This window comes from Microbulbifer maximicatervae (SeqCode) (assembly GCF_052467815.1).
This window is the reverse complement of record NZ_CP174326.1, coordinates 3,579,294-3,592,858: the sequence shown is the minus strand read 5'-3', so window position 1 is coordinate 3,592,858 and position 13,565 is coordinate 3,579,294. Positions and strand designations below refer to the sequence as shown.

Here is a 13,565-nt window from a genome sequence, read left to right as displayed (position 1 = left end):
ATGGAGACAATTATTGATGAAACCATCGGCATCGCCCGTCATCTCACGCTAAATCGCCCGCAACAGCGCAACGCCATCAGTTTGCAAATGGTAGATGAGCTTCTACAAAAACTCGCAGAAGCGGAAGAAGATCCGCAGGTGCGAGCACTGGTGCTGCGGGGTGCAGAACACAACTTCTGCGCCGGTGGCGATATTGCCGATATGCTCAATGCTCAGCAGGGCGCGAGCGATGGAAATAGTGATGTATTTTTTCACTTAAACCGTCGTTTCGGTGAACTGATGGAACGATTTAATCGCACCCCTTTAATAGTCATTGCCGTACTGGAAGGTGCCGTAATGGGCGGTGGTTTCGGGCTCGCTTGCAGTGCCGATATTGCCATCGCCGATCGTAGTTGCCGCTTTGCCCTTCCGGAAACTCGCTTGGGTTTACCGCCTGCACAAATTGCTCCCTTTGTCGTGGCACGAGTCGGCCTCTCCCAGGCCCGGCGCCTGGCCCTCAGCGGAGCAAAAGTCAATGCACAGCAGGCCTTGGAAATTGGGTTAATCCACCAGTTGCTCGATAATTCCGAAGCCCTCGAAGGCGCGCTGCAGGAACACTTGGGTGCGATCAATGCCTGCGCTCCCGGCGCCCTGGCAACGACCAAGCAGATCTTGCTGGATGCTGCACGGGTGAGCGATGAGACTGCCCTCGGCCAACTGCTCGACGGCGCTGCGCAGCAGTTTTCCCGTGCAATTCAAGGCCATGAAGGGCGCGAAGGCGCCCGTGCATTTCTGGAAAAACGATCACCGGAGTGGCAGCACTGATGTCGACAACAGAGACCCTGTTAATCGCCAATCGAGGCGAGATCGCACTGCGAATTATGCGAACTGCTCGGGCGGAAGGCTATCGCACAGTCGCCGTCTACAGCGATGCGGACTGCGATGCACTGCACGCACAGACTGCCGATATCGCCGTAGCCATTGGCGGGCAGACTTCGGCAGAGTCCTATCTGGATATCCAAAAAATTCTCGCCGCAGCTAAAAAATCCGGAGCCACTGCCGTCCACCCTGGCTACGGCTTTCTCGCTGAGAATGCGGAATTTGCCAGCGCTTGCGAAGAGAATGGACTGAGTTTTGTTGGCCCGAGTGCCGAAGTCATAGAATTGATGGGCAACAAACGCAAAGCCAAGGAGTTTGTTGCCGCTGCCGGCGTACCCTGTATTCCCGGCTTCCAGGGTGCCCAGGACGACGACACCCTGGTCGCCGAGGCGCGGCGCATTGGCTTCCCGTTAATGATCAAAGCTGCCGCAGGCGGTGGTGGGCGCGGCATGCGCCTGGCTCACGGAGACAACGAGCTGGCCTCCCAGTTGCGCGCCGCCCGCAGTGAATCCATGAGTGCATTCGGCAGCGACGAGTTAATTCTGGAAAAGGCACTGGTCAACGCTCGCCATATCGAAATCCAGGTATTTGCGGATCGTCATGGCAACTGTATTCACCTGGGGGAGCGGGATTGCTCCGTACAGCGACGCCATCAAAAAGTGGTCGAAGAGTGCCCTTCCCCAGCGGTCGACACCCAGCTGCGGGAAAGAATGGGGCAAGCCGCAGTCGACGCCGCGCGAGCCTGCGGTTATCTAGGCGCGGGCACCGTAGAGTTTCTACTCTGCCCCAACGGCGAATTCTATTTCCTGGAAATGAACACCCGGTTGCAAGTAGAGCACCCGGTAACAGAAATGGTAACCGGTTTTGACCTGGTAGCTTGGCAACTGGCAGTAGCACGCGGCGAAGCCCTATGCGTTTCCCAGCAGCAAGTCTCCCAGCAGGGGCACGCCATTGAAGTCCGCCTGTATGCCGAAGACCCGGAACAACAATTCCTGCCCCAGGCCGGAAAAGTACTCCACTGGGTAGCGCCAAAGGGGCAAGGAATCCGTATCGACCACGCTTTGAAAAATGGTTGCGAAATTACGCCATTTTACGACCCCATGCTCGGCAAATTAATTGCTTGGGGGCAGGATCGAGAAGAAGCTCGGCGCAAGCTAACCCAAGCCCTAACCCGGCTGGAATTTATCGGCCCCAAAAACAATATCCATTTCCTGCAGAAGATCCTGGCCGAATCACAGTTTATCGCTGGCGATGCCGATACCAGCTTTCTCGACCAAAACAGCACGCTGACATCCGCAGAACCAGTTCCAGCAGTAATTGCAGCCCAAGCCACATTACTTAATCACTTGCACCAAGCCAACCCTCAGGATCGGCGTAGCGGCCGCAGTGACTGGCGCAGTGGTGACAACAGCGTGCCGATCAACTACCGACTGGAAATTGCAGGACAAACCCTAAACTGTGAGCTGCTGGCGTTAGTAGATAATTCTTATCAAATCTCAGTAGGCGACCAGCAGTTCCTGATTCTGTGGGTCCATTTTGAGAAATCACAAAAAGAAACTGGAGTTTATAGCGCTGAACTTCTGCTGGATGGCGTTAGCCAAAAGAGACTGTTTCTAGCCAACCAAAGCAATCTGCACCTCCTTTTAGACAGCAGGCAATTTCATTTTGTCGATATCACCCACGCCCCCGCCAAATCGAGCCTTAACGAAGGCAGTGGCCGCATCACGGCTCCTATGGACGGTTGCCTGGTGCAGGTATTGGTTGAGCCCAATCAAAGAGTTCAGCGGGGAGACACTATCGCCTTAATGGAAGCCATGAAAATGGAGCACGCCCTGCGCGCAGACCGCGACGGTACCGTAATTAAACTGGGCGCCTGTGAAGGAGACCAGGTACGCGGTGGCCAGCTGTTAGTTCAGATCGAAGCCGCTCCCACGGAAACCGCCAAAATCCCCAGCGACGCTACTTCCTAAAGGAGATCAGCATGTACGATATTGATGCCTCCCGTATGGCAAGCCCCTTCTATGACGAAGGCCATCAGGAATGGCGCACCCAGTTGCGCCGCTTTGTCGACCGTGAGATTACTCCCTACATTACTGAATGGGACGAAGACGGCCAGCTACCCGCCGAGCTTTGGAAAAAAGCCGCAGAAGTTGGCCTTCTGCAGATGAGTTATCCGGAAAACTACGGCGGCATCGAAACCGATGTCTTCCATATGATTGTTGCCGCAGAGGAGTTAGCCCGCCCCGGCGCTGGTGGCCTCTACGCCAGCCTAATGGTCCACGGCATTGCCCTGCCCCCATTACTGCACTATGGCAGTGAGGCCCTAAAAGATCAGGTTATTCCCTCGGTATTACGTGGCGAAAAGCATATTTCCCTGGCTGTTACCGAACCAGGCGCAGGCTCCGATGTAGCCAATCTCCAGTGCCGCGCAGAGCGTGATGGGGATGACTATATCGTTACCGGCGAAAAGACCTATATCACCGGCGGTATGCGCGCTAACTGGTTTACTACTGCGGTGCGCACTGGCGAGGAAGGCTTCGGCGGTATCTCCCTGCTCTTAATCCCTGCGGATGCCGAAGGCGTTAGCCGGCAGCTTCTCGATAAAAAGCAGGGCTGGTGGTGTTCTGATACGGCCAGTATCTTTTTTGATCAGGTGCGCGTGCCCGCGAGTAATCTAATTGGCGGTGAGAACCAAGGTTTCTTGCCCATAGTGCACAACTTCAATCGCGAGCGCCTGGGCATTGCCGCTTCCTGTGTAGAATTCAGCCGGGTCTGTTTGCAGGATGCCATTGAGTGGGCCCAGGAGCGCCAAACTTTCGGAAAGCGTCTCGCCAATCACCAGGTGATTCGACACAAATTTGCCCAGATGCTTCAACGCATCAATGCCACCCAAGCCTATCTGGATCTCTGTGCCTGGGCAGAGCAACAACACCAGCTCAAAGTAGCGGATATCGCACTACTCAAAGTCCAAGCCACAGAAACCCTTGAGTTCTGCGCTCGGGAGGCTATGCAGGTGTTGGGCGGCGCAGGCTATATGCGCGGCAGCCGTGTTGAGCGTATCTATCGTGAAGTGCGGGTGAATGCGATTGGTGGCGGATCTGAAGAAATTATGCGGGATCTGGCGTCCAGGCAAATGGGGATTTAAGGTAGCCTTTAAGGCAAGGATAAAAGCCTTGCTAAGCCTATTTTTAACTCAGTCCCGCATGGGTGTGGGACTGAGTTAGCGAAAATCCCGCTTAAATTAACCCTGCTTCTTTTCTTCGATAAAGTCCCTTACCTGCTCACTTAGTACGGCCATAGGGACATTGCCATTTCTCAGAATGATTTCATGGAAGTCCTTAATATCGAAGTCTTCACCAAGTTCATTTTGCATCAGTTCTCGCAAGGCGAAAATCTCAAGTGCACCAGAATCATAAGAGGTAAGCTGGGCCGGCATAACCGCCATTCGGTCCATCAGAGTTCTCGGGCCTTTAGCAAATGAAGCTCCAGAATCCTGCAAAAACTCCGCAACCTTTTCATCACTCCAACCGAGTACATGCATTGCGGTGTCCGCTACCATACCTCGCGCAGGCCATGCTCTCCTTAGGATCTTGGTTGACCCATACTGATACATTCCCGCTTCCTCCGCTAGATGTTCAGAGTACCTACCCCAACCTTCAGCAAAAGCAGAGTTAGACAAAGCATCTTCTATTTTGTGAAACTTTTCTTGCTCTTGTACGAGAGCAATTTGCATATGATGGCCCGGGTACCCTTCGTGGATAGTAACCTTCTCTGCAGAAGCGTAAGACTCATCCTTGTAAGTTGTCGGATCATATCCAAATCTCGCCTTGCGCTCCTTGGTGCCCGGAATATAGTGTGCGCTGCGACCTGAGCCCTGTTCATGCTCAGGGATAGCTTTTACTTCCATTTCGATCAAAGGCATTTCATGGAAGAAATCAACGGTTAAATCTCTAGACTTATCTACCAGGCGCTCATAAAACTGATGCATCTCATCAGCGCTATTAAATTTCTGAGTTTTATCCTCACTGGCCCTTGCCACTGCCTGAGAATAGGAATCTACTTGATAGAACTCCTTGCCTAAGCGAACCACTTCGCTCTTGTTTGAGTTGACAGCCCTTAAACCCAACTCAAAAACTTCTTCTGGTGTTCTCTGCAAAGTCGTATAAGAACGATACTGAGCCATATAACATTCACGGCCATTAGGAATCGCATGGATACCAAGCTCGGCTCTGGCTTCAGGTAAATAGGCAGACTCTAGAAAATTCTTGTAATTCTCCATTGAGGGGATAACGTGATCTGAAAGCACCTGTTTAAATGCAGCTGCAAACTCAGGGTCCCCAGCTTTCTTCACTAACCCCAAGAACGGGTGCTCATCGATAGGTACTTGGGTCAAGCCATCAACTTGCTGAATGACTCGCTTAACCACACTCTGAGGTGCGGAGTAACCTTGCTCTAACCCCCGGCGGAGATTGGCTATTTCTTGCTCATAGTAACGAGCCGCGTCAAGCCAACGTTCAATCGCATCTGCCTTTTCTTGGGCTGTTTCAACCGGCTGAACCTCGGTCAAAAAGCCAAGAATGATATGAGGCCCAAACATATGATCAACAGACCAGAGTTCAGTCTTACACACCCTTAGGCCAACATTGGACTCTAATCGCTCTTTCAGTTTGAAGTAGAATACCTTCTCTTGATCACTTTTTAGACCATCAAGATCTATCTCTGCCAATTTATTGAGTATTCTGTCCTCAGATGCCGCTAGAGAGGCAGCGTTACTGGGGGAATTACTTAAAAAAAGGTTGTGCCTGTCCAGCTCCATATCTGAGAAGTAAGCGTACGGCTGGAAGTTTTCTAAATAAGCTTCGGCATATTGATCCGCTAGATCATGGAGTAGTGCCGAGTTGTCAATAGCTTCCCTACCGGCCACATCAGTTTGGTTATCAGTAACTGAGCATCCCATTAGGACCGATGAAACTACCAATACACCTAAACCCGCTCTTTTTACATTAATCATTCTTATAAGACCGCAACATAAAACTCATTAAAAAGGTTTCTACAAAGAAAACTTCAACTTCCTGTTTTATAGTAGGCACTGTAACAAAATGAGTTTCAACACCTCAAATGCGGAATATCGGCGAAGCGAGGATATTTATAGATAAATCCCAGAGATAGAGCGTAGAATCCATTTAATTGACAGAGTCACAAGTAACAAGCGCTAGCAACTTGACATAGAGACCACCTAAGCCTCCTTTAACCTATGCACTTGAAGGGTATGGCGATGTATAAGAAGCCCACCTTAATAAAAATGGGCTTCTTAAAGAACAGTAATTCCTTATAACACCAATGAATGTTACTTCATTTATACTACGGCACTAACTGGTAGCTATTACCTAAGTCGTCTTGTACCACCTCAGCAATACCATCGATGGCGGAGATTTCTAATGGCTCACTTAGAATGCGACTTCTAAATGTCCAGCCTTCTGGCAGATTGAGGCGACTTCCCAGGTCTTTTAAATCGTCAAACTGAAGATCAGAGACCTCAATACGACTAAATGATTGCATAATATACACCTGCCCATTCATATCAGTTAGCTCATAAACACGACGGCCTTCATAAAACAACCAAGTATTATTCCTTAGTACCTGTCCAGGAATATAGGAAACACTCTCTCCAAGATCAGAACTATAATTCATGGTAGTCAATAAGCGCATTTCTAAGTCACCGAAAAAACGGTGTTCATCATCCGGACTGGGTGAGACAATATCGCCACCTAAAATTTCATCCACCACAAAAAAACGCGGCCCATTAGGGATTGCAAAAAGCACACCATACTCAATTTCTATATCGCTGAAGTTGATAGCATCCCACAGATTTTGGGGACAAAAATTAACACCCGGGGTACCCCAAATCTCTGTTGACTCCTCAGCCCCGTCTAGATAAGAAAGTAATATCTCACAATAGCGAAAATTAAAGAGTGGACCGCCAGCTTGCAATGGTTCCTCAACCGTAGTATTTCGCAAGAAATCTAAAAAGTGTATGGCCAATTCTTCGCCTACATCGTCTTGAATAAAGTGGCCGGCAATAAACCGCTTATGATCATTGCCGTCTGATCCAGGTACATGTCCAACCCACTTCTTCTGGACCTCTAAGCTACCCAACTTTATATCATAAGCTCCCGCATTAAACATAAAGGGGTTGTGAAAGGCTCCAAGTGTTTTCCAAGCTGAAAAATTTTCCATTTCAATACCTGCCGACATCGCAGGAAAAGCTCGAATTGCCGCTTTATACTCGAAAGCAGGATATGGAGCATTGTAAGCTGCGACTTCATCACTGCTCAGCTCAACTCTGGTTACTACTTGCAGTACATCTCCAGCTATTAATTCTGGCACACCGGCAGCATAGTCAATCCACTGCTGAAACCCCTCCACTCCATCAGGTTCTTTTGACGCAAAGAATGTAGCCGCATCACCCAGTGACTCATCGATCTCAAATGTCGGGTAAATATATGGGTTTTGACCCACCGGAATGAGGGGAAGATCACCATTAGCAACAACCAGTCTAGCAATTACATGTGGCATATCACCCGCAATACGAAGACCGATAAGACTGCCCCAGTCCTGTACGAAAAGGTTGATATCAGTTAATTGTAATTTATTAATAAATGCCTTATTCCAAGCAACATGCTGTTCATACTGATGTACAGTGACGTCAATCGGTTTGTCTGACCTTCCCATTCCAATATGATCTGGTGCAATCACTCGGTAACCGGCATCAGCAAGGATCGGGATCATTTTTCGGTATAAATAGGACCAGCTGGGTTGACCATGTAGTAACAGTATAACTTCACCATTATCAGGCCCAACATCCACGTAATGCATATTTAAGCCGTCAATTTCTACGTAACTTGGCTCAAACTCATATCCGGAAAGGGAGTCAAAACAGGCATCGGGAGTAACAATATATTCCAAACCCGTAGCGGTTGCATGTATTTCACTTTCAGACAATTTACAAGCATCGCTATTTGGGCCTGTAACTAAGGGAATCTCTGTCCCTGAGACATCTTCAGAGTCATCCGAGTCACAAGCAACCAATAGGGAACCCAAAAAGCAGATACCGAACAGACACCGGAATAGAGAGATATATTGGGGAGTTTTAGATATAGAGACAAAAGAATAATTCATAATATAAACCTTCCTTTTACATTAAATAGAAATTCCTTTAACTGGAGAGGATATTCATATCACCATCAGAGCATCCACCTATGACAGAATTGTGCGGATGGTGAAAATCTCCGCACGACCAGAACTGTTGGAAGTTTTATCATTAATTAAACAGGGAAAACCCTATAAAAAAGCACATGACTAACTTCCGCCAATTTAAGAACCTGAGATACATAAACTTATGCTTAGATACTTAAAAATTTGCTTTCAATCGAGAATGTTTTGTATGAACGGTGCATATTTCAAGCTCAATGGAGCAAATGGCAAGTTTCTTTCATATGAGATTACCTATATCATTCACTGTTGATATTCTGATATATAAAATCGATATTGAATGTAACATAGGCAAGAAACCTTGTTTGAATTTCGCAAAATAAATAAGATCCAAGCATGGATATTTCTTCTAATATGGCCATGGGTGAATATCTTTATCGTCTCTGCTACACTTTATTCACTTGAGTCACTAACCCCCCACCTCTTCCTGTTGGCTACAGCTAAAATATGGGGAACGTTTATTTTATGTCACCTTCTTTTCATTTTTATTGAAAATCTTCCCAACAGCCCTCTACGATTGTTAAAAGAAAAACACACCTACTTACTTAGACCAATTGTAGTCATTTTTCTATTTATAAGCATTGCACCGATCGTAGAACCCCCATTAACTTTCAAAGTGCCTGATATTAAAATATTACCATTGGCGATAATGCTACTTGAATCCACAGTTTATATTTTTGCCATATATATATTTCAACAGCAAAGTTTCTTCTATCGCTCGCAGCTTCATGCGCAACAGGCAGAGCTACAAATACTTAAAATGCAATCAAATCCTCACTTTCTATTTAACACTCTAAATTTGATTGCATCAGAAGTCATTCAGCACCCATCAAAAGCTAAAGAGCTCATTTACAGCCTATCCGATTTATTGCGCGACACAATCAACTTAACCAAAACCCAATGGATAACTATTGAGGAAGAACTAAGATTAATCGAGTTATACCTCTTGCTGCAGCAAAAGCGCTTTGAGGATCGATTCACCTTTGATATTGACTGCCCACAAAATTTGAATGGAATGAATATACCTTCATTACTATTAATGCCAGCTGTGGAAAATGCCATAAAGTACGGTATTGCACCCTACGCTAAAAGTGGGCATGTGAGTGTAAATGTGGAACTAAATAATAGCTACATAGAAGTGGAAGTTCAGGATACAGGGGCATGCTTTGATGACAAGAACATCACTTATGGTGAAGGATTACGTATTCTAACTCAAACATTAAGAGTCAACTTCAGTGACAACCACGCCCTTAAGCTAAATTCAAGCGGTGAAGGAGCAAGTTTGAAAATTCGCTTCCCACAAGTAAATTCATCCATAACCCCGCAGGTTGAAAATGGCGAAAATGAATACTAAAAAAGTAATTATTGTCGATGACGAACCTGCAGCAAGATCCAATCTAATAGAAGTAATCAACACCTTCGATGAATTGAAAGTTGTGGCGCAAGTAACTGATGGAAAGTCAGCAATAAAGCAGATCATAACCAAAAGCCCTGATATCGTATTCCTTGACATTGAAATGCCAGAGGTGAATGGCTTTGATGTGGCCAATGCAACTCAACATATAAACTATCAACTTGTCTTCCTAACAGCCTATCAGCACTATGCCCTGCGTGCGTTCGACACAAATGCAATTGACTATTTGACAAAGCCTGCTCATCCAGAATTAATAAAGAAAAGCATTCGCAAGATATTACGGCAAGAGATGTATGCCTTAGGGCAACAGACGTCTTCAACAAGCGGAAACCGATTGGTTTTGAGTGATTACAATCAAATGAAGATATTTGAATATGACCAAATTAACTATATCGACAGTATCGGTCGTTATCGTCGCATCCACCTTACCGAGACAGGAGTTAAATCTCACAATACAAATACCATTATTTCAGATATGACACTTGACAGTTTCAGTGAGCAGCTACCTAAGGAAACTTTTTACCGATTACATCGAAGCTACATCATTAACAGCCATAGAATCCTTGAATTAAAGTTACAGTCACGACGCCATTTTGTCCGGCTCTCCGGAACAGATACACTTATCCCAGTATCTCGCAGTTTTCTATCCATCTTAAAGGAGAGTATTAAAGTCTCAGCTAGCTCTCTAATTGGGTAATAGATGGCTCTAAGTAATCCCGCAAATACAGCTATGAAATTACTCCGAGCCTCCATAATCCCAGAAACCTACATGTTCTTTTTAAGGAAGCTGATGATCGACCCAAAAATAGCTCTATGGTGCTCACTATCCGTAGGACCATGAGCCATATCTGGATATAGTTTTCACTCATAGTCCTTATCAAACTTACTTAACATCATATTCATGCGGTACATATGTTCACCATCAACAGTTTCATCCTTCTCACCATGAATAATAAATACAGGCCTTTGAAGGTTTTGTGCCAGATATACCGGTGAAATATTCTTCAGAGTGCTACTGTTCTTAACAGTATCTCCAACATTCTCCAGAAACCACTTACTTTAAGCCTCAGTTGCACAGGGTGAGTTCAGGTCGAGATTAATACCTGTGACACCGCCACACTGACTGTACAGCGGAACAACTACTGATGCTTGATAGCCTACATTTGTGTATAATATCCGCCATAACTCATTCCGACTGAACAACTTTTCGAAGAAAAAGTATTGCTTCGGTTACTTACTAGCGGGGCAGAAATAATCAGTACACCCTGGTAATATAAACTGCATGAAATACGATGCCAGAAAACTTAGTACTGAGGAGCAGCACCTCATACGTAAAATTGCTGTTCAGCGAGTATTTGATGGAGAATCTGCGGCGGAGGTTAGTCGTAGCCTAGGGCTGGGGAGCAGAACTATTTTCCCATGGTTAAGGACTGCTCGGGAGAAAGGTATTGAAGCGCTATCTCCAAAAATTAGACCTGGACGCGGTAGAAAACTGTCAGCTATTGAAGAAGAGGAAGTCAAACGATGGATTATTGGTGGCGATCCAAGGCAATATGGCTTTGATTTCGGATTGTGGACACGTCAGATCGTATCGGATTTGATTTTTGAGAGATTCAAAATTGAACTTAGCGTTTCTAGTGTCGGCACACTTCTACATCGACTGGGCCTGACGCCACAAAAGCCTCTACGAAGAGCTTACGAGAGAGATGAGAAGGCGGTGAATAAATGGGTAAAGGAAGTCTATCCAAAGATTAAATCTTATGCGAAAAAAACTGGTGCAGAAATATTTTGGCTGGACGAGGCTAGTATCAGATCAGACGATCCACTCCAAAGGACATGGGGAGAAAAAGGAAAAACTCCAGTGGTAAAAACGAGTGGTCAAAGACAGTCAATCAATGCGATCTCAGCTTTATCGAATAGAGGTGGCTTCTGGTATCATATTTATAGTGGAAAGTTCACGGCAGAAAAGTGCGTAGAATGCTTCAAAAATTTCCAGAGAAGTCAGAAAAGACCAGTGATTCTCATTGTTGATGGGCACCCAGTACACAAATCGAAAAAGGTATTGGAGTATGTCGATTCACAGGATGGAAAGCTTGAAATGGTGTTCTTACCGCCATATGCACCAGACCTAAATCCAGATGAGTTGGTCTGGAATCATATGAGAAATATAGGGACTTCAAAGAGGCCGCTGAAAAAAGGTGAGACACTACTGAGTCGTGCAAATGCAGATTTGCAGAGCATCAAGAAAAATAGAAAACTTGTGAAATCATTTTTTCAAGAGTCGACTGTATTCTTTGCTGCTGCCTAGGTAGTACCTCCTTTGCTGCTTGAAATATATTCAAGTATTAAGTTGCCGAAAAGCTGAATAATTGTCAGTCAATAACCAAGCCCATCAAAAACTGAACCAATTTCCTTCCGCATGAAAATACAGCTCATCTTCCGCAGACTCACCCGAGAACGCCCTCTGAAAAAATTTGTGTACCTTGGCATTTTTCTTCACCGACGAATTGGCAAAATAGGAATGTGAGTCCTTAACCCAAGGTGCGTTAGTGAAGTTGATATAGTGAGCGTTTCTAGAATTTAAATTCCTCAGAGAGTGCCCAAGTCGTGCAAGTTGTTCATAGCCAGATTTAATTCTTGACACTCCGAGCGCACGATCATTTTCGTTAATAGTGATAAAACAACGTTTCCGAAACGCAATACGGTCAACCCACAAACTATGATCAAAGTTATTAGTATCAGCTGCTGCCAATATTACATTGTCAAATATCAACCCACCGCCCTCTGTGATTGTGCTCTTCAGCATTTGCTTATAAAGATAATTCCCCATACTGTGAAATAAAGCATTCACAGTAAAAGGGCACTCCTTCTTCAGCAACTTACTGAAAAGCATTTCCTTTCTCTCAGGATTATCTGGATATTTTTCAGAAGCCGCTTTATAAAGCTCACTTCTCCGTGATTCTGTAATGAGGCGCAAGTACTCATGAAATGTATGCAGCGTACGTTCCAGTGCGCAAGTTGATGCTTTTGCGTCACGTTTATCTGATTTATAACTTATAGTTCCGATTATACCTCCACCATTTGCGGGCCAAGAAAATACTATTACAATCACACCGTATTGTTTTTCTATTTTTTTAGCTCGATCTACAATATCGCCCATATCATTGTTATACCCATGCACAAAAAAAAGTATATGGGATTTTTTCTCACGTGCTTCTTCTGCAATTTCACAAGCAACTTTCAAACTGACATAGTGATTTTCTTTTGCATCAAGGGGCAATTTATATTTATTGATGAGTAGCTTTGCTTCATCCCGAGTTAAATCATCTGCCAAAAACTCTACGTTCCAACCTCTTTTCTTTTTAGTTATTTTCGCTATCCGCAACTCATTAGGACCTTTTTGATTGACGCTTTTACCAAACTGGTTTAAACCCTTCTTTCTCGCAAGCACTTCACGATTGGTGATAACATACATGCTCTGCTCCTTTGTCAAGGTGAATCAGATAGATCTTTATATAATAGCTTGCCTGTACTCCCTTGAGGCTCTCTTGATTATTAATTGATTCAGTCAAAACGCCTTATACATCAAACTTGCTTCTATCAAACTGCTTTTCCGTTCGCACAATTTAACCTTCCGCTTATTCATGGCAGTTGCAGAATAACTTTATCTCGATATAGATGACAGCGTACACTAAAGCTGATACAACCGACAGCCAAGTATTACTTGTATAATATGAGGCACTAATGCTCTATACTTTGCTTATCTTCAATATAGGAGGATGGGTTAATCAAACTGTCTATCTAAGCTGGAAATATCAAATTTTAAAAGACTTACTGTGTACGCCACTTACAGCAAAGATTAACTATTGATGGGTTTTGAACCTGCCATTACCCACGCCGAAGGAAGGGACTTCGACGTCAACAGAAGCGTAACTATTAATTTTCTAGGAACTAAAGAGTATGCTGGAGAAGGCGCTCAAGCTTAACCGGGGAAGAATTAGTACGATTAATTTTATCTGCC

Annotated in this window: 9 protein-coding genes; 6 read left to right on the top strand and 3 right to left on the bottom strand. The window is 45.3% G+C overall.

Annotation, left to right across the window (positions count from 1 at the left end):
• From ACJJIW_RS15675 to ACJJIW_RS15665, 3 genes are read left to right on the top strand one after another with little or no spacing between them, the layout of a single operon-like run.
• Entirely contained in the window at positions 1 to 804 is an 804-nt protein-coding gene (locus ACJJIW_RS15675) for an enoyl-CoA hydratase/isomerase family protein (protein WP_282933179.1), read from the top strand.
• On the top strand, positions 804 to 2,828 hold the full coding sequence (locus tag ACJJIW_RS15670; protein ID WP_444935661.1) for an acetyl/propionyl/methylcrotonyl-CoA carboxylase subunit alpha: 2,025 nt from the start codon (positions 804 to 806) through the stop codon (positions 2,826 to 2,828). Before ACJJIW_RS15675 ends, ACJJIW_RS15670 begins: the two co-directional genes overlap by 1 nt.
• An 11-nt stretch (positions 2,829 to 2,839) precedes the next feature.
• Positions 2,840 to 4,003 (top strand): acyl-CoA dehydrogenase family protein, encoded by a 1,164-nt coding sequence (locus tag ACJJIW_RS15665; RefSeq protein ID WP_444935660.1) that lies wholly within the window; start codon positions 2,840 to 2,842, stop codon positions 4,001 to 4,003.
• A 96-nt stretch (positions 4,004 to 4,099) separates the two neighbouring features.
• Here the strand turns inward: ACJJIW_RS15665 and ACJJIW_RS15660 are convergent, their stop codons facing one another.
• Positions 4,100 to 5,869, bottom strand: coding sequence for a DUF885 domain-containing protein (locus ACJJIW_RS15660; RefSeq protein ID WP_444935659.1), 1,770 nt, complete (start codon positions 5,867 to 5,869; stop codon positions 4,100 to 4,102).
• 350 nt (positions 5,870 to 6,219) lie between these two features.
• A complete protein-coding gene (locus ACJJIW_RS15655; protein ID WP_444935658.1) occupies positions 6,220 to 8,037 on the bottom strand; it encodes a haloalkane dehalogenase in 1,818 nt (605 codons plus the stop codon).
• Positions 8,038 to 8,431: 394 nt separating this feature from the next.
• Here ACJJIW_RS15655 and ACJJIW_RS15650 point away from each other — a divergent pair, with 394 nt between their 5' ends.
• The 3 genes from ACJJIW_RS15650 to ACJJIW_RS15640 all read left to right on the top strand — a co-directional run bounded on the left by ACJJIW_RS15650 (position 8,432) and on the right by ACJJIW_RS15640 (position 11,852).
• On the top strand, positions 8,432 to 9,484 hold the full coding sequence (locus tag ACJJIW_RS15650; RefSeq protein WP_444935657.1) for a sensor histidine kinase: 1,053 nt from the start codon (positions 8,432 to 8,434) through the stop codon (positions 9,482 to 9,484).
• A complete protein-coding gene (locus ACJJIW_RS15645) occupies positions 9,465 to 10,241 on the top strand; it encodes a LytR/AlgR family response regulator transcription factor (protein ID WP_444935656.1) in 777 nt (258 codons plus the stop codon). Before ACJJIW_RS15650 ends, ACJJIW_RS15645 begins: the two co-directional genes overlap by 20 nt.
• Before the next feature lie 585 nt (positions 10,242 to 10,826).
• The gene (locus tag ACJJIW_RS15640; protein WP_282931436.1) at positions 10,827 to 11,852 is read left to right on the top strand and encodes an IS630 family transposase; all 1,026 of its coding nucleotides are present in this window, start codon (positions 10,827 to 10,829) and stop codon (positions 11,850 to 11,852) included.
• An 84-nt stretch (positions 11,853 to 11,936) separates the two neighbouring features.
• Here the strand turns inward: ACJJIW_RS15640 and ACJJIW_RS15635 are convergent, their stop codons facing one another.
• Positions 11,937 to 13,019, bottom strand: a complete 1,083-nt coding sequence (locus ACJJIW_RS15635) for an alpha/beta hydrolase (RefSeq protein ID WP_444935655.1) — start codon at positions 13,017 to 13,019, stop codon at positions 11,937 to 11,939.
• Between the last annotated feature and the right edge of the window lie 546 nt (positions 13,020 to 13,565).